This is a genomic window from uncultured Dysosmobacter sp. (assembly GCF_947631165.1).
Taxonomy (GTDB): Bacteria; Bacillota; Clostridia; order Oscillospirales; family Oscillospiraceae; genus Oscillibacter.
In genome coordinates this window covers 71657-92474 of sequence record NZ_CANRKH010000010.1, presented here as the reverse complement: position 1 = coordinate 92474, position 20818 = coordinate 71657, and the positions used below count along the sequence as shown (strand labels likewise).

At 59.8% G+C, this 20818-nt stretch carries 17 protein-coding genes; 16 read left to right on the top strand and 1 reads right to left on the bottom strand.

Annotation, left to right across the window (positions count from 1 at the left end; genetic code table 11):
• From Q0Z69_RS07005 to Q0Z69_RS06935, 15 genes are all read left to right on the top strand, one after another.
• Positions 1 to 372: IS30 family transposase (locus tag Q0Z69_RS07005; protein WP_298031310.1), on the top strand; the 372-nt coding region annotated here is incomplete at its 5' end.
• Positions 373 to 710: 338 nt separating this feature from the next.
• Positions 711 to 2144, top strand: coding sequence for a sodium:alanine symporter family protein (locus tag Q0Z69_RS07000; protein ID WP_298031308.1), 1434 nt, complete (start codon positions 711 to 713; stop codon positions 2142 to 2144).
• Between the two features lies 1 nt (position 2145).
• Positions 2146 to 3105: a homocysteine S-methyltransferase gene (gene mmuM, locus Q0Z69_RS06995; RefSeq protein ID WP_298031307.1), complete on the top strand. Its 960-nt coding sequence runs from the start codon at positions 2146 to 2148 to the stop codon at positions 3103 to 3105.
• Positions 3106 to 3250: 145 nt separating this feature from the next.
• Positions 3251 to 3526 (top strand): Hpt domain-containing protein, encoded by a 276-nt coding sequence (locus Q0Z69_RS06990; protein ID WP_298031304.1) that lies wholly within the window; start codon positions 3251 to 3253, stop codon positions 3524 to 3526.
• 1 nt (position 3527) lies between these two features.
• On the top strand, positions 3528 to 6074 hold the full coding sequence (locus Q0Z69_RS06985; RefSeq protein WP_298031301.1) for a response regulator: 2547 nt from the start codon (positions 3528 to 3530) through the stop codon (positions 6072 to 6074).
• Positions 6075 to 6595: 521 nt separating this feature from the next.
• A complete protein-coding gene (locus tag Q0Z69_RS06980) occupies positions 6596 to 7273 on the top strand; it encodes a response regulator transcription factor (RefSeq protein WP_298031299.1) in 678 nt (225 codons plus the stop codon).
• 1 nt (position 7274) lies between these two features.
• Positions 7275 to 8180, top strand: a complete 906-nt coding sequence (locus Q0Z69_RS06975) for a sensor histidine kinase KdpD (protein ID WP_298031296.1) — start codon at positions 7275 to 7277, stop codon at positions 8178 to 8180.
• A gap of 60 nt (positions 8181 to 8240) precedes the next feature.
• Entirely contained in the window at positions 8241 to 8828 is a 588-nt protein-coding gene (locus tag Q0Z69_RS06970) for a DUF4304 domain-containing protein (protein ID WP_298031294.1), read from the top strand.
• A 107-nt stretch (positions 8829 to 8935) separates the two neighbouring features.
• Positions 8936 to 9607, top strand: coding sequence for an ABC transporter ATP-binding protein (locus Q0Z69_RS06965; RefSeq protein WP_298031291.1), 672 nt, complete (start codon positions 8936 to 8938; stop codon positions 9605 to 9607).
• A 5-nt stretch (positions 9608 to 9612) separates the two neighbouring features.
• Complete coding sequence (locus Q0Z69_RS06960; RefSeq protein ID WP_298031288.1) at positions 9613 to 12327, top strand: ABC transporter permease; 2715 nt, start codon at positions 9613 to 9615, stop codon at positions 12325 to 12327.
• A 436-nt stretch (positions 12328 to 12763) separates the two neighbouring features.
• A complete protein-coding gene (locus Q0Z69_RS06955; RefSeq protein WP_298031285.1) occupies positions 12764 to 13756 on the top strand; it encodes a LacI family DNA-binding transcriptional regulator in 993 nt (330 codons plus the stop codon).
• 129 nt (positions 13757 to 13885) lie between these two features.
• Positions 13886 to 14725, top strand: coding sequence for a carbohydrate ABC transporter permease (locus tag Q0Z69_RS06950; RefSeq protein WP_298031284.1), 840 nt, complete (start codon positions 13886 to 13888; stop codon positions 14723 to 14725).
• Positions 14726 to 14770: 45 nt separating this feature from the next.
• Positions 14771 to 16027, top strand: coding sequence for an extracellular solute-binding protein (locus tag Q0Z69_RS06945; RefSeq protein WP_298031283.1), 1257 nt, complete (start codon positions 14771 to 14773; stop codon positions 16025 to 16027).
• Between the two features lie 111 nt (positions 16028 to 16138).
• Complete coding sequence (locus tag Q0Z69_RS06940) at positions 16139 to 17038, top strand: carbohydrate ABC transporter permease (RefSeq protein ID WP_298031281.1); 900 nt, start codon at positions 16139 to 16141, stop codon at positions 17036 to 17038.
• A 4-nt stretch (positions 17039 to 17042) separates the two neighbouring features.
• A complete protein-coding gene (locus Q0Z69_RS06935; RefSeq protein ID WP_298031278.1) occupies positions 17043 to 18032 on the top strand; it encodes a ComEC/Rec2 family competence protein in 990 nt (329 codons plus the stop codon).
• A gap of 375 nt (positions 18033 to 18407) precedes the next feature.
• On the opposite strand, the gene Q0Z69_RS06930 is transcribed toward Q0Z69_RS06935, so the two are convergent.
• On the bottom strand, positions 18408 to 18893 hold the full coding sequence (locus Q0Z69_RS06930; protein ID WP_298031275.1) for an SMI1/KNR4 family protein: 486 nt from the start codon (positions 18891 to 18893) through the stop codon (positions 18408 to 18410).
• A 511-nt stretch (positions 18894 to 19404) separates the two neighbouring features.
• On the opposite strand from Q0Z69_RS06930, the gene Q0Z69_RS06925 reads away from it, so the two are divergent.
• The gene (locus Q0Z69_RS06925) at positions 19405 to 20766 is read left to right on the top strand and encodes a uracil-xanthine permease family protein (RefSeq protein WP_298031272.1); all 1362 of its coding nucleotides are present in this window, start codon (positions 19405 to 19407) and stop codon (positions 20764 to 20766) included.
• Positions 20767 to 20818: the final 52 nt, after the last annotated feature.

Here is a 20818-nt window from a genome sequence, read left to right as displayed (position 1 = left end):
GAAAGCGTGGTCCGGGTCCTGGACCGTCTGGAGCGCCGCCTGGGGGCAAAGTTCCGGGACATATTCCAGACCATAACAGTGGATAATGGCTGCGAGTTTCAGGACTGCCGGGGAATGGAGAAATCCAAGCGGGCGCGGAGGCCGCGCACAAAGGTATATTACTGCCATCCATATTCCGCCTATGAAAGAGGATCCAATGAGAACATGAACCGGATTATTAGACGGTTTTTCCCAAAGGGGACAAACTTTGATCTTATATCCGCGTCAGAGGTGGCGGAGGCGGAGGCGTGGCTGGCGAACTACCCGCGCCGGATCCTGGGCTGGAAAACCCCGCAAATGCTTTTTGACGAATACACCACCGTGGCGGCCTGACCATGGAGAACAGGCCACGGGGAGAGGCCGGAGCCGCACCCGGAGGCCGGCCCGGTTTTCTGCGCCGTTTTTTGGCCACACCCGGAGCGGGACAGCACAAAAACGGGGGCAGCCGCCTGGCCGCCCCTGTCTTTTTCGCCGCTTATAAAAATTTTTTAAGACTTTTTGTAATTTTGTCTTGACATTTCGGAAAAAACTCAAAAAACTTTTCTGGCGTGAACGGGGAAAAGTTGCACCGCCCTTTATCAATGTAAATTGACAAAGCACCGCGGCTGTGGTATGGTATGCAGGGTGAAAGCGGCGTGTGGCTTTCACGCGAAAGAAAAGGAGGAACACATATGTTTCTGGAAATTCTCAATGCGATATCCAATTTTTTGTGGGGGACGCCAATGACCGTGGCGGTGGTAGGCACAGGACTCTATCTCAGCATCCGGTTCGGCTTCCGCTACAACTTCCGCAAGATCGGCTTCAACTTTAAAAATACCTTCGGGAAGATGTTCAAGAAGGACGAGGGCACCGGCACGGTCTCCGGCTTTGCGGCGGCCTGCACGGCCATGGCCAACACCATCGGCGTGGGCAATATCGGCGGCGTGGCTACCGCCATCGTCTCCGGCGGCCCCGGCGCGGTGTTCTGGATGTGGGTCACGGCTCTGCTGGGCATGTCCACCAAGGCGTGTGAGATCATTTTGGGCCAGCGCTACCGGGTGAAGTACAGCGAGTCCATTGACGAGTACCTCTGCGACCGTTCCTTCGTGATGAAAAACGCTCTGGGATGGAAAAAGGGGGCCATGGTACTGGGCGTGGCCTGCTGCCTGCTGGGACCCTGGACCTGCTGTGTACAGACGGAATCCTTTACCGGCGCGCTGCAGGAGGGCTTCGGCATCGACCCGCTGGTGTCCGTCAGCGTGCTGGGCATCACCTGCTTTATCACCATCGCCGGCGGCTTGAAGCGGATCTCCGCCATTATGGAAAAGGTGGTTCCCTTTATGGCGCTGCTGTATGTGGCGGGGGGCTTGGGCATCATGCTGATGAACCTGTCCGCCGTGCCGGCTGCCTTCGCGTTGATCTTCAAAAGTGCCTTTACTCCCATGGCGGGCATCGGCGGTTTTGCCGGGGCCACCGTGCGGGATGCCATCCGCTATGGCGTGGCCCGGGGCATGTATTCCAACGACGCAGGCACCGGCTACGGCATCGTGGCCCACGCCTCCGCCAAGACGGACCATCCCGTCCGGCAGGCGTCCTGGGGCTGGGGCGAGGTGTTTCTGGACACTATCGTAGTTTGCTCCGTCACCGCGCTGTCCCTGATCCTGACCAATGTGTATGTGGATTATCCCGGCGTGGACAGCGCGCAGCTGACCACCGTGGCATTCAAGGTGGCGTACGGAAAGTTCGGCGGCTGGTTCATGGCAGTGGCTCTGGCGTTTTTGGTGTGGACCACCATCATCGGCATGTATTACAGCTGTGAGAAGTCCGTCAACTATGTGTTTGGCGATACCCGGCTCAACCGGAAGGCCACATGGGTATATATGGTGTATTACATGCTGCCCTGTGTGCTGTTCTACAACATTGAGGCCGACTCCCTGTGGGCCATGACGGACATCCTTTCCGCCATTTACATCATCATTACGCTCATCTTTATTTACAGCAAGCAGAAGGAGATCTTCCGCCTGGTACGGGATTTCTGGGAGCGCTTCATACCGGCCCAGGAGCGGGGCGAGGAGCCGGAGCCGGTGGTCTACGGCACGGTGGATGAAAAAGCAAAGGAGATTTGACATGCGGGTATCATTACAGGAGACATTGAAGAAAACCGGTGTTCTGGTGATCGACGGGTCTATGTCCACGCTGCTGGAGCAGTTGGGCTGTGACCTGCGGGACAGCCTGTGGACCGCCAAGGCTTTGGCGGAGCAGCCGGAGCTGGTGCGGGAGGTACACCTGCGCTATTTCCGGGCGGGAGCCGACTGCGGCATCACATGCAGCTATCAGGCCACGATCCCCGGCCTGATGAATAAGGGCTGCTCCTGTGAAGAAGCGGAACGGATGATCGTCCGCTCTGTGGAACTGATGCTGGAGGCCCGGGAGACCTGGTGGGCCGATGAGGGGCGGGCCGCCGGACGGGCCTATCCCCTGTGTCTGGCGGGCGTCGGCCCCTATGGAGCTTATCTGGCGGACGGCTCTGAGTACCGGGGAAATTACGGGATCTCCGACCAGGCGCTGAAGGAGTTCCACCGGCGGCGGATGGAGCTGCTGTGGAATGCCGGCGCGGACCTGCTGCTGATCGAGACCCAGCCATCCTTGAAAGAGGCCATGATCGCCGCAGGGATCGCCGAGTCGCTGGGGGCAGATTACTGGATCAGCTTTGTCTGCAAGGACGGGCGGCATATCTGCGAGGGAGACCTTCTCGCGGACTGCGCTAAGGCGCTGGCGGCGGAGCGGTATCCCCATCTGCGGATGATCGGCGTCAACTGCACGGCGCCCCAACTGGTGGAGAGGCTGATCGGAGAACTGAAAACGGCAACCGGCCTGCCCATCGCCGTTTATCCCAACAGCGGCGAGGTCTATGACCCTGTGACCAAGACCTGGCATGGCCAGAGGGACGGCGTGACCTTTGGCGATTATGCCCGCCGTTACATCCGGGCCGGCGCCAGCGCTGTAGGTGGCTGCTGCACTACGGTGGAGAGCCACGTCCGGGAGGTGGTCAAGGCCCGGGAGATCGTGGCGAAGCTGGGCAGATGAGGCTTGGGCGGAGCAGATGGCAAAAAGCAGCCGGAAGCACTGTAAAAACAGCTTTTGTGGCGGAGTCCTCTTGAAAAAGGCTGGTATCTATACTATACTTGGGTTGAATTGATGCTGGCGCTGCGGCCGGCTGGCGCGGAAATTCATGCTGAAATTCCTGGAGGACAAGAGCTGCGGCCTGCTCCGGACCTCCATGGCGGAGAAAAATTATGAAGAGGCGTTTCGGGCGGCCCATACGATCAAGGGCGTGTGCCAGAATCTGCGCTTCACCCGGCTGGGGAAGTCCAGCAGCCGCCTGTCCGACGCGCTGCACCACGGCTGGACGCCGGAGGCGGACACGCTGCTGGAGCAGGTGCGGGCCGACCACCTCGCCGTGACGGCGGCGATCCGGACCTTTCAAGAGGAATGTGAGGGAGAGTAATATGCAGAACAAGATCAAACATTTCCTGATCGGCAGCCTGGCCGCTGTCTGTGTCGTCTGTATCGCGGTTTTCGCGGCGCTGGCGATCTATCTGAACCGGCAGAACGAGCAGACCATCACGCAGCTGGGCAATATCTATATGTCCAGCATGAACAACCGGATCTCCATGCACTTCGGCTCTATCACCGATCACCGCCTGAGCCAGATGAGGGCCCTGACCGAGGATATTCCGCCGGCGTACCGCGGCGGTAAGGATGCGCTGCGGGAGTGGCTCGCTTATAACGGGGAGGCTAGGGGATATGCATCCATGGCCTATTGCTATAAAGACGGCAGCATGGAGATGATCTATGGCAGCCAGTTGGAGAACTCCAGTCCGGAAGCCTTCCTGCGGGTCATGGAAAGCGGCGAGGATCGGATTGCTGTGGGGCTTAACGGCACCGGAGAGCGGGTTTCTTTGATCTGCGTACCTGCCAGCATCCAGGTCCCGGGCTTGGAGGACTGCATCGCCTTGGTAGGTGAGCTGCCCATCAGCTATATCGCGGAAACGCTTTCCCTGGAGGAAGAGGATTCTCTGATCTACTCTTTTGTCATCCGCAAGGACGGCGATTTTGTGGTTCGCAATTCCGACGCGGTCCGGGACAATTATTTCGAGCGTGTCCAGGCCGTTTACGATGAGGTGGACGGCAGGACCAACGAGGAGTACATCAAGGAGCTGAAAGCGGCTATGGCCGCAGGAAACGATTATTCCACCATGATCCAGTTTGAGGGCGAGCGCCGTCATATGTACGCATCTCCTCTGCCCAACTCCGTTTGGTATCTGATCACACTCATGCCCTACGGTGCACTGAACGAATCGGTGGAGACTTTGGGGAGCCGGTCTCTTCTGGCAGCACTGGGAGGCTGCACGGTGATCCTGCTGGTGCTGCTGGCGGTGTTCTTGGAATATTTCCGCATGAACAGGGAACAGATGGCGGAGCTGGAGGAGGCCCGGCGAACGGCAGAGCAGGCAAGCCGGTCTAAGAGCGAATTCCTCTCCAACATGAGCCACGATATCCGCACGCCCATGAACGCCATCGTGGGCATGACAGCCATTGCCACGGCCCACGTCGATGACTCCCAGCAGGTGGGCAGGTGTTTGAGGAAGATCGCTCTGTCCAGCAAGCATCTGCTGGGTCTCATCAACGATGTGCTGGACATGTCCAAGATCGAGAGCGGAAAGATGACCCTGAATGTGGAGCTGGTCTCCCTGCGGGAGGTCATGGATAGTATCGTCAGCATCGTTCAGCCTCAGATCAAGGCCAAGCGCCAGAACTTCAACATCTCCATCTATAACATCATGTCGGAGAATGTGCACTGCGACAGTGTGCGGCTGAACCAGATCCTGCTGAACCTGCTGTCCAACGCCATCAAGTTTACGCCCGAGGGCGGCGCTATCGAGGTGGCCCTGCATGAGGAAACATCGCCCAAGGGGGAAGATCACGTCCGCATCCGCATCCATGTGAAGGACACCGGCATCGGCATGTCCGAGGAGTTCCGGGAGCACATCTTCGAGTCCTTTACCCGGGAGGACAGCAAGCGGGTCCATAAGATCGAGGGCACCGGTCTGGGCATGGCCATCACCAAGTACATCGTGGACGCCATGGGCGGTGAGATCACTGTGGCCAGCCAGCAGGGCAAAGGCACCGAGTTCCAGGTGGTTTTGGATCTGGAGCGGGCTGAGGAACGGGAAGAGGATATGATCCTGCCCGACTGGACCATGCTGGTGGTGGATGACGACCAGCAGCTGTGCGAGAGCACCACAGCCTCGCTGCGCTCTATCGGCATTCGGGCGGAATGGACCCTGGACGGCGAGAGCGCCGTGAAGATGGTGACCCAGCACCACAAGATCCATAATGATTATCACGTTATCCTGCTGGACTGGAAGCTGCCTGAGATGGACGGCATCGAGACCGCTCGGGAGCTGCGGCGGCAGCTGGGAGATGACGTGCCCATCCTGCTGATATCGGCCTACGATTGGAGCGAGATCGAAGAGGAGGCCCGCGCGGCGGGTATCAGCGGCTTCCTGATGAAGCCCCTGTTCCGCTCGACCCTGTATTACGGCCTGAAGCCCTATGCCGGCGAGATCGAGCCGCAGGAGATAAAGAAGAAGGCCGCTGAGCCGGAGTTCTCCAACAAGCGGCTGCTGGTGGCGGAGGACAATGAACTGAACTGGGAGATCTCCCGCGAACTGCTGGGAAGCATGGGGCTGGAGCTGGAGTGGGCAGAGAACGGCCAGATCTGTCTGGATATGTTCCAGCAGTCTCCGTCAGGCTATTACGACGCCATTCTGATGGATATCCGCATGCCGGTGATGAACGGTTACGAGGCGGCCGACGCCATCCGGGCGCTGGACCGGCCCGACGCCGGCCTGCCCATCGTAGCCATGACGGCGGACGCTTATTCCGAGGATATCCAGCGGTGCTTGGAGCACGGCATGAACGCTCATGTGGCAAAGCCCATTGACATTAAGGAGGTCGTCCGGGTCCTGAAGAGATATTTGGACGATTGAACCGGACAGCCAGTTCCCCACAGGACGCATGGGGATGAAGCCCCGTAAACGGGGGGCGGCCCTTGCCGGCAGCCAAGCGACGGCACCTGCAGATCCAAATCAAAAAACGGCCTCTCCCAATTGGGGAGAGGCCGTTTTCTCAGTGGTGCGTATTCCAACGCGGTCAGCTTGACAGCCATTTGCGCAGCACCTTTTCCGGCATGTTGAGAGACGGAGATTTTGCAGTGCGTGCAGTGTAGGATACCGGGATCATACAGAACAGAACGGCGTTCCGGAGGCGTCAGCGGGCTTAGCGCCGGTATCGATAGACGCTGCACACTGTCTGGGCGGGCATTTCCCCGCCGCTCCGCGTTGTTTCTTTTTGAAATACACGAAGTATTCCTGCGCTGAAACGCCTTCATTGGTGGAAAAAATCCCTCGCCCATCCGGCATCCTTCGCTTGTTGATACGGGTTCTTAAAGAAATTTTCACACCTTGTCCGCCGGACTGTGGTATATTGACAAAAAAGGAGGGGACGCCGCATGAAAAAGATCTTGCTGCTGGAGGATGACGGGGCGCTGGGCCGGGGGATCTGTCTGGCGCTGGACAGCGGGAGCGCCGCTGTGACCCGCTGTGAAAATCTGCTCCAAGGGCGGCAGGCGCTGGAGGCGGGGGATTTTGACCTGCTGATCCTGGACGTCAATCTGCCGGACGGCAGCGGGCTGGACCTGCTGCGCCAGATCCGGCGGACCAGTGCCGTGCCTGTCATCCTGCTGACTGCCAACGACATGGAGACGGATATCGTAGTGGGTCTGGAGTCCGGCGCGGACGATTACATCACCAAGCCCTTCTCGCTGGCCGTCCTGCGGGCCAGGGTCAACGCCCAGCTGCGGCGGGGCACGTTGCCCCAGGCGGGCGCGCTGGAGCTGGCGGGCTTTTCCTTTGACTTTGACCGGATGGAGTTCCGGAAGCACGGCGTCCCGGTGGAGCTGAGCAAGACGGAGCAGAGGCTGCTGCGGGTTCTGGTGGAAAACCGGGGAACGACGCTGCCCCGGGAGACGCTGCTGGACCGGGTCTGGTCCGATGGGGCGGAGTACGTGGACGAGAACGCGCTGTCCGTCACGGTGAAGCGGCTGCGGGACAAGCTGGAGGACACCCCCTCCAAGCCCCAGTATCTGAAGACGGTGTACGGCATCGGTTACACCTGGGCGGTGAAGTGACATGACGAAAACAGGATATATCGTGCTGACCGCCGCGGTCCTGGCGGCGCTGCTCGTGATGTTCTGGGACCGCTGGCGGCTGCGGCGGACGCTGAGGGGATTGGAACGGATGCTGGACGAGGCCATCCGGGGGGAGTTCAAAGAATCCCGGTTTGACGAGAGCCGCCTGTCGGCGGTGGAGACCAAGCTGGCCCACTATCTCTCCGCCTCTGCCATCTCCGCCAAAAACGTGGCGGAAGAAAAGGACAAGATCAAGACGCTGATCGCCGATATCTCCCACCAGACGAAAACGCCCATCGCCAACATCCTGCTGTACGCCCAGCTATTGGAGGAGCAGGCCCTGCCGAAGGAGAGCCGCACCTGTGTCACAGCCCTGGAAGATCAAACGGAAAAGCTCCGCGCCCTTATTGAAGCGCTGGTCAAGACCTCCCGGCTGGAGACCGGCGTGCTGGCCCTGCATCCCGCGGAAGGCCCCCTGGCCCCTATGCTGAAGGAGGCTGTGACCCAGTTTGCCACCAGGGCGGCGGAGAAGGGGATTACGCTGACCATCCGCCCCACGGACGCGTCGGCGGTGTTCGACGCCAAGTGGACGGGGGAGGCGGTGTGCTGCCTGCTGGATAACGCGGTGAAGTACACCCCCGCCGGGGGAAGCGTTACGGTGGAAGCCGTCTCCTACGAGCTGTTCTGCCGGATCAACGTCACTGACACCGGCCCCGGCATCCCGGAGGAGGAGCAGGCCAGGGTGTTCCGGCGGTTCTACCGCTCCGCCGCCGTGGCCCAGGAGCCGGGGGTAGGCATCGGGCTGTACCTGGCCCGGCAGATCGCCGAGGGCCAGGGCGGGTATCTCAAAGTATTTTCCAAGCCGGGGAAGGGTGCGAAGTTCTCGTTGTACCTGCCGAGGGGCTAACGTCGGGGCGCGGTCAAGCGGCGCAGGGAAAGCCTTTTTTGTATGGGGAAAGGAACAGAAATGAAAGACTTGCTCAACGCGGTAAGGGGCGAGATCGCCCAGTATGGCTACAGGAAAACGCGAAGCTCCTTTTGGAAGATCGAGGATGGCTTTTACAAGCTGATCCATTTTCAGCACGGCGCCTATGGGGACTATTTCTTTATCAACATGGGGCTCCATCCGGTGGGCCTGCCGTCCCTGGTTCCTGGAAGGCTGGAGTTCCTTGAGAGACCGCGGGAACACGAGTGCGTCATACGGCGGAGGCTTGAGGAGATCGCGCCAACTGAGATGTTCAGGAAGTCGCTCGCCCCGATCCATGATCCAAACACGGTTCAGGAAATTGCCGCCAGCCTCCCGGCGGTGGAGCGCTGGCTGGATCTCTGGGGGTCGTATGACGCGATTGCCGGCAAGGACTTTTCGGAGCTGTCACCCATGATGCCCATCGCTCCGATTTTATGGCGAAAGGCCTACGACCTTCTGGAATGCTACTGCATGGTCAAGCTGGGGGATCTTCCCAGGGCCGGAGAGTTTTATCAGGCGTATCTGTCGGAGAACCGGGAGATGGATTTTTCCCCGGTGGACCGTTACATGGAGGCCCTGCTCCGCTGAAATCTTTCAACACTGTTAGATTTCAGAAAGATTGTGGAAAGATTCGTATGGTACAGTCTGTATTGCCGAAAGGCAGTACAGACTTTTCCCTGTGGAGGTATTGAAACATGACCATTTTGGAAACCAAGGACCTGCGGAAAACCTACGGCTCCGGGGATACGGAGGTCCGGGCGCTGGACGGTGTGGATCTGACGGTGGAGAAGGGCGAGTTCGTTGCCGTCGTGGGCACCTCCGGGTCCGGGAAGTCCACCCTGCTCCACATGCTGGGCGGGCTGGACCGTCCCACCGGAGGCACCGTGACGGTGGACGGGAAGGACATCTTCTCATTGAAGGACGAGGAGCTGACCATCTTCCGCCGCCGGAAGATCGGCTTCGTGTTCCAGAACTACAACCTGGTCCCGGTGCTGAACGTGTACGAAAACATCATGCTGCCCATCCAGCTGGACGGCGGCAGCGTGGACAAGGCCCACGTGGACCAGATCATTGAGACGCTGGGCCTGGAATCCAAGCTCCAGAACCTGCCAAACAACCTCTCCGGGGGCCAGCAGCAGCGGGTCGCTATCGCCCGGGCGCTGGCGGCAAAGCCCGCCATCATCCTGGCGGACGAGCCCACCGGGAACCTGGACAGCAAGACCAGCCAGGATGTCATGAGCCTGCTGAAGATCACCAGCCAGAAATTCGTCCAGACCATCGTGATGATAACCCACAACGAGGAGATCGCCCAGATGGCCGACCGGATCATCCGCATCGAGGACGGCCGGATCGTGGTCCGGGGGTGAGGGCCATGCTGAAGGTATCCAACGGCAAATGCGTCCGGCGCCTGGGCTTCCGCTCCATGGGGGCGGCCCGGACCCGGAACATCGTCGCGGTGCTGGCCATCGCTTTGACGACGGTTCTGTTTACGTCCCTCTTCACCATCGCCGCCTCCATCAACTACTCCTACCAGCAGGAGAACTTCCGCCAGATGGGCGGCGACGGCCACGGGGCCATCAAGGAAGTCACCTGGGAGCAGGCGGAAGAATTTCGCAGTGACCCCCTGGTTGTGGATTCCTGGGCCAGGCTGTTTGTGGGGATGCTCACGGAGCCGCCCTTCAACAAGTCCCACGTGGAGGTCAGCTACATCGAGCCCCACGGCGCGCCCCACTTCTTCTGCGACGTCGTGGAGGGGACCCTGCCCCGGGAGGGCACCGACGAGATGGCCACCGACACCCACATCCTGGCCCTGCTGGGAGTGGAGCCGGAGGTGGGGGCGAAAATAGCCCTGCCCATCACCATCGACTGCGATGTGGGCGATGGAAAAGTCGTGGAGCGCACGTTTACCCTGTCCGGCTGGTGGGAGTATGACAATGCCGTGGTGGCCAACCATGTCCTCCTGCCCCAGTCCGCCGCGAAGAAGCTTGTGGCCCTGTCGGAGGCAGACGTGCCCACCATGACCGGCAAGTGGACCCTGGACGTGAATTTCAAAAACGCACTGCACATCCGGGAGAACCTGGAGACCGTGCTGGAAAACCACGGCTACCAAAATGAGGAACCCGGCAAGGAGAACTACCTGAAGATCGGCGTCAGCTGGGCCCACACCGGTTCCCGGATCACCAGCGGCTTTGACGTCCAGACGGCTGTCACCGTGATTGCGCTCCTGCTGCTGATCGTCTTCACCGGATATCTGATCATCTACAACGTGTTCCAGATCTCTGTCACCAACGACATCCGGTTCTACGGTCTGCTGAAAACCGTCGGTACCACAGGGCGGCAGCTGAAACGGATCATCCGCCAGCAGGCCCTGCTGCTGAGCTGCATCGGTATCCCCCTCGGGCTGCTGCTGGGCTTTGTGATCGGCAACGGCCTGACGCCTGTCATCATGGCCCGCCTCAGCTATAAGCGGGCCTTTGTCTCCTTCAACCCCTGGATCTTCCTGGGCGCGGCGGCGTTCTCCCTGGGGACGGTGTTCCTGTCCTGCCGCCGTCCCGGCCGGATGGCCGCCAAGGTCTCTCCGGTGGAGGCCCTCCGCTACACCGAGGGCGGCCAGGCATCAAGCAAAAAGAAGGCCGCCGGAAAGCGGGCTGTGAAAAAGGCGGCGGAGGGTGCGTCATTGCCCCGGATGGCCTGGGCCAACCTGGGCCGCAGCAAAAGCAAAACCGTTGTGACCGTGGTGTCCCTGACGTTGGCGGTGGTGCTGATGACACTGACCTGGACCTTCACCAACGGTTTCGATATGGACAAGTATCTGTCCAATTTCGTGTGCACCGACTTCATCCTGGGCCACGCCGACCAGTTTGTGGCGGGCAGCGGCAACTTCCGTTCCGCCGACAACGCCGTCCCGGAGGAGGTCATCGCCGACATCGACGCCCAGAGCGGCATTACCGAATCGGGCCGGGTGTACGCCCTGACCTGGAACGTCCAGCAGTTCGTCGCCCAGGACTGGCTGAAGCAGGCGTGGATGGGATTCGGCGACGAGGCCGCCCAGAGCCAGGTGGATTACGCCGAGCACCTGCCCGACGGGCGGGTAGTGGCGGACGCCCTGCTCTACGGCATGGAGGCCTTCCCCCTGAGCAAGCTGACCGTCATCGAGGGGGATTTGGAGCCGCTGAAGGACCCCACGCAAAACGCCATCGCTGCCGTGGGCGGCGTGGACGACTACGGAAACCTGCGCCCCAACACCGCCTGGGCCAGGATCGGAGACACCGTGACCTTGCGCTACGTGTCCGAGTGGATGTATCTGGACCGGGAAACGGGAGAAGAGCTTTCCAGCGAGGAGGTGGGCGCCCGGTTCAGCCGGGATGAGACTGACACCTTCTATCGTTGCCCCAAGGTCTATGAGGAGAAGAACTACACCGTCTGCGCCCTGGTGACGGTACCCAGCGCCCTGTCTTTCCGGTATGGGGTCACAGGGGCAGACGACTATATCCTGGGGGCGGAGCGGTTCAAGCAGGACACCGGCACAGATCTCATTATGATCTACCCCTTCAACACCACCGAGGTATCCAACAATGCCATGGAGGGCTTCCTGGCGGACTACACCGAGACCGTCCAGCCCCTCTACGGCTACGAGAGCAGGCAGACCTACGTGGACGAGTTCGAGGGCTTCCGGGGGATGTTCCTGACCCTGGGCGGCGTGCTGAGCTTCATCATCGGCCTGGTGGGGGTCCTGAACTTCGTCAACGCCGTGCTGACAGGCATCCTGACCCGGAAGCGGGAACTGGCCGTCCTCCAGTCCGTGGGCATGACGGGGAAGCAGCTGAAAACCATGCTGGTGTACGAGGGACTGTACTATACCCTCCTGGCCATGGCCCTCTCCCTGGTCCTGAGCCTTTTGCTGGGGCCGTTGACGGGGAGCGTGGTCGGCAATCTGTTCTGGTTTTTCACCTACCGGTTCACCGTCCTGCCGGTGCTGCTGGTGCTGCCGGTGTTCCTGGTCCTGGGGGCCGTGGTGCCGCTGTTGGTGTACCGGGTCATCGCCCGGTCCACCATCGTGGAGCGGCTCCGGGAGGCGGAGGCGTAAGCGGTGAACCGGCTTGCGGTCCCAGGCTTTCCCGCTGCAATGCACAGCTCCTTTTTAAAAAACGTTTTTCGGAAAACTGAGCCGGACGGGAAATTTTCCCGTCCGGTTTTTCTGCGGCGGGGAGGGGAGAATGCTCTTCGCCACGCCGCAGATGCAGGAAAACACCAATTCTTTCCTGTCCAGCGGTAGGGGGCGACAAAGTGCAGCAGCACAAGCGTCAAAATGTAAGCGGTTTCATAAATTAAGCACAATAGACAAATAAAACTGTTGCAATCAGCATGTTTTATACAAAAATGCAATTCAAGGGTTGCGCTTTTGTGAAAATGGTGGTAAGTTAAAGACAGAAAACAGAGATTTGAGCGTATTCAACGGAATATGTGTTTTCTTTTACATGAAAATGTAAGTGCTTACATATTGGGAAAAGGAGGCGTTTTTCTTGGAAAATCCCACGATTTATGACGTTTCCAGGCTTTCGGGCGTCTCCACGGCCACGGTCTCCCGGGCCTTTTCCAACCCGGAGCAGGTGCGGGAGGGGACCCGCCGGAAGGTCTACGAGGCGGCGGAGGTGCTGCGGTATTCTCCTAACGCCATCGCCCGGGCCATGGCCCGGCAGCGGACCGACAAGATCGCCTACCTGATCTGCAAAAAGGACGCGACGCTGCTGGACGAGTTTTATGCCGCCATCTGCGAGGGCATCATGGGGAAGGCCTATCGCTCAGACTATCAGTTGTTGATCTCCAACGCGGAGGACTGGCGGGTCACCGTGGGCACGGCCCAGAGCAAGCAGATCGAGGGGGTCATCCTGGGGGGCAACGCCCCGGCGGAGCTGGTGACGGAGCTGCAGAGCCAGAAGGTGGCGGTGGTGCTGGTGAACCACCGGCTGGCGGGCCTGGAGCTGCCCTGCGTGATTTCTGACGAGCGGGAGGGCGTCCGCCAGGCTGTGACCTATCTGCTGAGCAGGGGCCACCGCCGGATCGCTATGCTGGCCGGACGGCTGCAGCCCTATGTGGCCGGCGCGCGGTACAACGCCTTTTTGGAAGTCATGGCGGAGCATGGCCTGCGGGTTGATGCCTCCGGCGTGAAGATGTGCAACCCCGATGTGGAGCAGGCCGCCCAGGCGGCGGCGGAGCTGCTGGCCCTGCCGGACCGGCCCACGGCCATTTTGGGGGCCAACGATGTCATTGCAGCCGGGGCCATCAAGGCGGCCCGGCGGATGGGCCTGCGGCTGCCGGAGGATCTGGCGGTGGTGGGCTTCGACGATTCCTCCATCTGCACCATGCTGGAGCCGGCCCTGACCTCTGTGCATATCGACTGCCGCCGGATGGGAGAGCTGTGCATGGAGCGGCTGAAAGCCCTGCTGGACGGGGAGGAGGACATCCCCCGGGTCACCGTGGTGCCCACGGAGCTGAAGGTGCGGGGCTCCGCCTGAGCGCGCCTTCCCCGCCGGGGTATACTTTACCGATGTTTTACGTATTTTTTGCAAGAGCCTGCTATCCCGGGGCGGCGGAGGCCGCTATACTGAGAGAGCCGTGAGAACAAGACGAGAGGGAGGAGCTCCATGAAAACCAAAAAGAAAGTGATGGCCGTGGTGAAGGCCGTGATCTGCGCCGTGATGCTGGTGGTTTCCCTGTTTCCCATCTACTGGCTGGCGGCCATGGCCATCCGGCCCACAGAGGAGATGCGGGGACACATCCCGCTGCTGCCCCAGACGCTGACCATGGAGCATTTCATGCAGCTTTTTACCGACGAGGGCTTTGGGCAGGCTATCGTCAACAGTCTGCAGACTACCTTCGGCTCGCTGGTGATCTCTCTGGCGGTGGGCATCTGCGCGGCCTATATCCTGGCCCGGCGGCGGTTCCGCTTCGGCCTGAAGAAGCCCATGACCTATTGGGTCCTGCTGGTGCGGGTCCTGCCGCCGGTGGCGTTCACCATTCCGCTGTACATCATGTTCAACAAGGTGGGGATTCTGAACACCAAGCTGCCGGTGATGCTGGCCTGTGTGCTCATCAATGTGCCGCTGATCATCTGGTTCCTCATCAGCTTTTTCCAGGACCTGCCGGAGGAGATCGAGGAAAGCGCCAAGGTGGATGGCGCCACGGAGTGGCAGCTCTTCCGCAAGATCGTGCTGCCCCTGGTGGCACCGGGCATCGCGGCGGTGGCCATGCTGTCCTTCATGTATGCCTGGAATGAGTACACCTACACCGTGATCTTTACCCGCAGCCCCGCCAACAACACCGTGCCCCTGGCCCTGGCGCTGCTGAATACGGAGGACAGCCTGACCAACTTCGGCCTGGTGGCCGCCGGAGGCGTGATCTCCGTCATCCCCATCACCTTGTTTGTGATCTTTGCGCAGAACTACTTGATCTCTGGCTTGTCAAGCGGCGCTGTCAAAGAGTAACAAAAATAGAAGAGAAGAGCGACAATCAGATTAGGAGGAAAAGAAATGAAAAAGCTGTTAGCGTTGATCCTGGCTCTTGTCATGGTCCTGTCCCTGGCCGCCTGCGGCGGCGACAAAAAGCCTGCTGAGGACCCCAAGCCCTCCGAGGGCACCGAAGCGCCCGCCGCGCCCACCAAGATGACCCTGATCCTCCGCGCCGGCACCTATGCCGATGTCATCAAGAAATGCCTGCCCGACTTTGAGAAGGAGCACAACGTCACCTGCGAGGTGCAGGAGCTCTCCGAGGGCGACCTGTATTCCGGCATCGCCCTGGACGCCATCAACGCCAAGGGCACCTATGACCTGTGCATGGTGGACGGCTCCTGGATGGCCGAGTTCACCGAGAACGGCGTTCTGGCCAACCTGACCGAGCTGGGCTATGCACTGGACGACGACGTGATCCCCGCCACCACCAGCATCTGCTATGTGGGCGACGACCTGTATCTGGCGCCCTATTATGGCAATGTGACCGTGCTGATGTACAACAAGGCCAATGTGGAGGCCGCCGGCTATGAGGCCGATGGCATCAAGAGCCTGGACGACCTGTTGACCATCTGCAAGAAGGCCCAGGCCGACGGCAAGAAGGGCTTCATTTACCGCGGCGACAATCAGAACAACCTGGTGGTGGACTTCCTGCCCATCCTGCTGTCCTTCGGCGGCTGGGTCATTGATGAGAACAACAAGCCCACCGTGAACACCGACGAGTTTAAGGCCGCCATGAACTACTATCTGGAGCTGATCGCCACCGGCGAGGCCCAGGTGAAGGATGACCTGATCGCCTCTGTGGACACCGGCGCCGGCACCATGGGCATTGGCTGGCCCGGCTGGTACACGCCCACCGCTGATTCCACCGCTGATTACATCGCCCTGTCCGGCGCCGCTACCGCCGGTGCTGAGGCATACAACTCCAACGTGTACGGCATCTGGACCATCGGCGTGCCCGCCAACAGCCAGAACAAGGAGCTGGGCGCGGAGCTGCTGGCCTATCTGATGGACGCCGACGTGCAGAAGGCCACCGTGCCTGACGGCGGCGTGCCCTGCCGGTATTCCAGCCTGCAGGACCCCGAGGTCCTGGCCACCTATCCCCAGTATGAGGTCGTCTGCAAGGCGCTGGAGAGCGGTATGTACCGCCCCGTCATCGCTGAGTGGACCCAGTTCTACACCACCCTGGGCACCGAGATGGACAATATTGTCAACGGCGTAAAGACTGTGGACCAGGGCTTGGCCGACGCCCAGACCCAGCTGGAAAAGCTGATGGGCTGAGACACAGCATTGATCTGACCTGAGCGCGGCCGGGACGCCGCAAGGCGCCCCGGCCCCTTCCAAACGGCACCGTCCCCGGCGCCGCAACCTTCCAACCTGTGAGGGTACCATATGAAAAGACATAACGTGGAAAAACTGCATACGACCAGTGACAACGCACGGCGGTTCGGCCTTCGGATGATCTCCCCCACCATGCTGGTCCTGCTGGTGCTGACGGCTTACCCCCTGCTGTTTACCCTGTTTTACAGCTTCACTGACTACAATCTGCTGCGGAATCTGCGGACCCCCGCGTCCTTCATCGCCCTGCAGAATTACACAGACCTGCTGGAGGATCCCTATTTCCGTCAGGCGGTGCTGAACACCGTGAAGTTCACCATCCTGGCGGTGGTCTTTGAGATGCTCATCGGCTTTTTCATGGCGCTGGTTGTCAACAGCCTGACCCGGGGCCAAAAAACGATGCGGACCTTACTGCTGCTGCCTTACCTGCTTCCCACCGTCACCGTGGCGCTGAGCTGGCGGATGATGCTCTCTCCCAACTACGGCATCGTCAACCAGGTGCTGGAAGCCCTGAATCTGCCGGTATACAACTGGTTTTCCGATATCCACACGGCCTTCGGGATGCTGTTGTTGATCGATATATGGCAGAGCGCGCCCTTCGTGTTCCTGCTGCTGTACGCCGCCCTCCAATCGGTGCCGCAGAGCCAGTATGAGGCAGCCCGCATCGATGGGGCCAATGCCGTCAAGACGCTGTTCTACGTCACCATCCCCAACATCAAGGGGAGCCTGGCCCTGTGCGCCCTGCTGCGGACCATCGACAGCTTCCGCCTGTTCGACAAGGTGAACCTGCTGACCGGCGGCGGTCCCGCCAACAGCACGGCCACGATCACGCAATACCTGTATAATTACGGCATCAGCTCGCTGGACTTCGGCTTTGGCAGCGCCGGCGCCATCGTGATGACGCTGCTGGTGCTGATCCTCTCCAGCTTTTACATCAAGCGTGCGATGGGCTGAGTGTATGGATAAAATGAAACTGACCTTCGTCAATGTGGGCTACGGCGAGGCGATCCTGCTGGAATGCCCCGATCCCCGTTTCCCCGGCGGCGTCTTTGTGATGCTGATCGACGGCGGCAGCGGCGAGGCCGGGGAATACGCGGACCGCGCCACTGGAAGGACGCCGCTGGCGGATTATCTGGCGGATCAGGCGCTGGACCACATCGACCTGATGGTGAGCACACACATCCACGAGGACCACATCTGCGGCATGCTGCCCGTGGCGGAGCGGTTTCCGCCCGCCGGCCTGTGGCAGCTTCTGCCGCCGGCGTTCTGCCGGGATGTGATGCGCCAGCTGGACGCCGGACTTGCCCAAACACCCTCTCAGGACAAGTTCATCCGCGCCCTGAACGACTGCCAGACCCTGGTGGAGCTGGTGGAGGCGGAGGGCGGCCAGGTCAGGGCCATGAAGGCCGGAGATTCCGGCCGTCTCTGCGGAGGATTGACCTTTCAGGTCCTGGCTCCCGGCGCCAAAGCCCGGGAGGAGCTGCGCCGGCTCTGCCGGGAGACCTTCGCGGAGACAGACCAGACGGAGTTCCGGCGGAGCCTGTCGGTGCTGGACGCCCGGATGAACAATTTCAGCCTGATGCTGCTGCTGGACTACCAAGGGACCCGCATCCTGCTGCCCGGCGACACCAACTGTCATGGCTACGGCGGGATCGACCCCGCTGCCCTGGAAGCGCACCTGTTCAAGGTGGGCCACCACGGCCAGCGGGACGGCGCGGACCGGGCGCTGCTGGAGGCTGTCCGGCCCCAGGCAGTGGTTTGCTGCGCCTCCAGCGACCGGCGCTACGACAGCGCCCATCCCGACACGCTGCGGCTGATGGAGGAATACGGCGCAAAGCTGTACTTTTCCGACTGCCCCCGGCTCCCCGGCCGGGACCTGCCGCCCCATCGGGCGCTGGCGTTCTCTGTGGGGGAGCATGGGAGCTTTGAGGCACAGTATATCCCTTGAGACTTTATAGCGTCGATCACCATTTTATTAAATGGCAAGTTATCCGGTCATAACGAACGAAAAACCGACCCTTGGGAGGAACTTCGTAAGGAAGTTCCTCCTGTTTTTTCGGCCAATCGTGGTTTGAGTGCGGCGCTTCAAAGCCCTGCCCATTTGCGCAGCGCACAGAAAGAAAGCCCGGAGAATTTGCAAAAATGCAATCTCCGGGCGAAGGTAGATTGATAAAATTTTTCGGCGCGGCAGGCCGCAGCACCGGCGCTCCGCGCCGGTCAAAGGCGGGTTTGGGGGTGCAGCCCCAGTAAGATTGACCAGCGGAGCAAAGAGAAAGGAAGGCGAAATTTGGGCCACGGGTCGAATCTTGCTCTTATAAATCCGTCACTCATCATAGGCATCACCTAAGTATTGAAAATCCGGTTCTGTCCAATAAATTGACTGGCCTTTGCTTGCATAAAGATTTGTTAATAAATCAGTAAAACATTTTGCAACAATAGCGCAATCACCAGCAAGACCGTGGCGGTCAATCGCACTGTCATAACAAAAACCGTTTTTTGTACCTCTGCTAAAATCAATAGAGATGTAGTTTCCATTTCCATCTTGTGCGATGGCAAACCAATTAGAAGAAATATCTTCTTCATACATTTCGCCAATGATTAAGGGATTGACTGGCATCACTTTGTCTGCTGGCATAATTCTAAATCCCAAACTGCTCTTACAATAGATTTCCATACCACCACAGAGGCGATAGAATTCCATAACATCATCTGGTATTGCAAATTTTTCAAGAACGCTCGGAAGTTTGGCTGGCGCATATACGACACAGTTAGCATCTAAGCGTATTTTATCAATAATTGCAGCTAACATAATTTCCCTCTATAGCTTGTTTTCATTATAGCGGTAATTGGACTTGGTTTCAAGGTATTTATAAAAATCTATACTTGAAATGGCTAATCGGAATAGCGGGGTAGCTGTCAATTCGACAAACTTTTCTTGTGATACTTTACCGCACCTGAGCATTCGCACTGGGAGTATCTCTACAGAATTTCATGCAAAAAGGTATTGGCAGATGCTTGTTCTGCATGCAAACGAAAGGCAACACTGCATTGCTTGCCGCACTGCGAGACAGGGCAGCGGGTTGCCGCCCGGGGGCTTTTTGGGATTTGACCAAGGGACTGCCTGAAATGCCGTATTCAGATGGTCCCCTGTGATGGAGATTTTAGGCAACACCGCACAATATCGTCTACGGCTGTGCGCATGAGAGAATGATTCCTTTGACCAAAAAATTTAACAGATAGTCTAAAATTTTATTTGCTTTTTGATAAAACTGTGCTATGATGATGGCAGTGACAAATTCCGCTGTAAGGAGGCCTGCTCTATGAAGACCCGCGCACAGGATCTGCTGTTCCAATTCCACGGACGCCCGCCCATGGGCGTGTCTATCTCCCTGGCCCTTCAGCATCTGGTGGCTATGATCGTAGGCTGTGTGACGCCGCCCATCATCATCGCCGGAGCCGTGGGCCTCAGCCAGGCGGACCGGGTCCTGCTGATCCAGGCGTCTCTGGTGATGTCCGCCGTGTCGACTTTGCTGCAGCTGTATCCCATCGGAGGCTGGTTTGGCTCCGGCCTGCCGGTGATCCTGGGCGTCAGCTTCGCCTATGTGCCCAGTATGCAGGCCATCGCCGCATCCGGCGGTGGGGTGTCCGCCATCGCGGGAGCCATGCTGGTGGGCGGTGTGGTGGCCGTTTTGGTGGGCCTGTTCGTGAAGAAGATCCGCCTGCTCTTTCCTCCGGTCATCACTGGCACGGTGGTGTTTACCATCGGTCTGTCTCTGTATCCCACAGCCATCAACTACATGGCGGGAGGCACCGGCAACACCTATGAGGCCGTGACGGCCAAAGGACTGCCCGAGGCGCTGGTCTACGGCTCCTGGCAGAACTGGCTGGTGGCGGTGCTGACGCTGGCGGCGGTGATGGTGCTGAACCACCACGGACGGGGCGTGTGCAAGCTGGCCTCCATCCTGCTGGGGATGCTGGCGGGCTATGCGGTGGCCCTGTGCTTCGGCATGGTCAGCTTTGCCGACGTGGGGACGGCGGCCTGGTTCTCTCTGCCCCGGCCGCTGCATTTCGGCGTCACCTTTGACGTACCCAGCTGCGTGGCGGTGGGCTTGCTGTTTGCCATCAACGCCGTGCAGGCCATCGGCGATTTTACCGCCACCACTGTGGGCGGCCTGAGCCGTGACCCTACAGACAGCGAGCTGCAGGGCGGCATCATCGCCTATGGTGCCAGCAATATCCTGGCGGCCATCTTCGGCGGCCTGCCCACAGCTACATACTCCCAGAACGTGGGCATCGTCACCACCAACAAGGTGGTGAACCGGACGGTGTTTACCCTGGCCGGCGGCTTTTTGCTGCTGGCGGGAGTGTCGCCCAAATTCGCGGCGGTGCTGACCACCATCCCCCAGTGCGTGCTGGGCGGAGCCACCATCACCGTGTTCTCCACCATCGCCATGACCGGCATGAAGCTCATCGCCTCTCAGGATCTGACCGCCCGAAACACCACCATTGTAGGGCTGTCCGCCGCTTTGGGCGTGGGGATTTCCCAGGCCAGTGCTGCGCTGAGCCAGTTCCCGGAGGCCGTTACCATGATCTTCGGCAAATCCCCGGTGGTCATCGCTACTTTGATGGCGGTGCTGCTGAATCTGATCCTGCCGAAGGAGAATGAAGGAAGCACTGATTAAATCCAAGTATGCGGTATGCGGATTGACGGGCTTTTTCATCTGACAAGGCAAA

Coding starts and splice junctions, on each gene's coding strand:
- Q0Z69_RS06975 (WP_298031296.1), top strand. CDS start 7,275: ATGACGAAAACAGGATATATCGTGCTGACCGCCGCGGTCCTGGCGGCG.
- Q0Z69_RS06980 (WP_298031299.1), top strand. CDS start 6,596: ATGAAAAAGATCTTGCTGCTGGAGGATGACGGGGCGCTGGGCCGGGGG.
- Q0Z69_RS06935 (WP_298031278.1), top strand. CDS start 17,043: ATGGATAAAATGAAACTGACCTTCGTCAATGTGGGCTACGGCGAGGCG.
- Q0Z69_RS06930 (WP_298031275.1), bottom strand. CDS start 18,893: ATGTTAGCTGCAATTATTGATAAAATACGCTTAGATGCTAACTGTGTC.
- Q0Z69_RS06950 (WP_298031284.1), top strand. CDS start 13,886: ATGAAAACCAAAAAGAAAGTGATGGCCGTGGTGAAGGCCGTGATCTGC.
- mmuM (WP_298031307.1), top strand. CDS start 2,146: ATGCGGGTATCATTACAGGAGACATTGAAGAAAACCGGTGTTCTGGTG.
- Q0Z69_RS07000 (WP_298031308.1), top strand. CDS start 711: ATGTTTCTGGAAATTCTCAATGCGATATCCAATTTTTTGTGGGGGACG.
- Q0Z69_RS06970 (WP_298031294.1), top strand. CDS start 8,241: ATGAAAGACTTGCTCAACGCGGTAAGGGGCGAGATCGCCCAGTATGGC.
- Q0Z69_RS06985 (WP_298031301.1), top strand. CDS start 3,528: ATGCAGAACAAGATCAAACATTTCCTGATCGGCAGCCTGGCCGCTGTC.
- Q0Z69_RS06960 (WP_298031288.1), top strand. CDS start 9,613: ATGCTGAAGGTATCCAACGGCAAATGCGTCCGGCGCCTGGGCTTCCGC.
- Q0Z69_RS06965 (WP_298031291.1), top strand. CDS start 8,936: ATGACCATTTTGGAAACCAAGGACCTGCGGAAAACCTACGGCTCCGGG.
- Q0Z69_RS06945 (WP_298031283.1), top strand. CDS start 14,771: ATGAAAAAGCTGTTAGCGTTGATCCTGGCTCTTGTCATGGTCCTGTCC.
- Q0Z69_RS06940 (WP_298031281.1), top strand. CDS start 16,139: ATGAAAAGACATAACGTGGAAAAACTGCATACGACCAGTGACAACGCA.
- Q0Z69_RS06925 (WP_298031272.1), top strand. CDS start 19,405: ATGAAGACCCGCGCACAGGATCTGCTGTTCCAATTCCACGGACGCCCG.
- Q0Z69_RS06990 (WP_298031304.1), top strand. CDS start 3,251: ATGCTGAAATTCCTGGAGGACAAGAGCTGCGGCCTGCTCCGGACCTCC.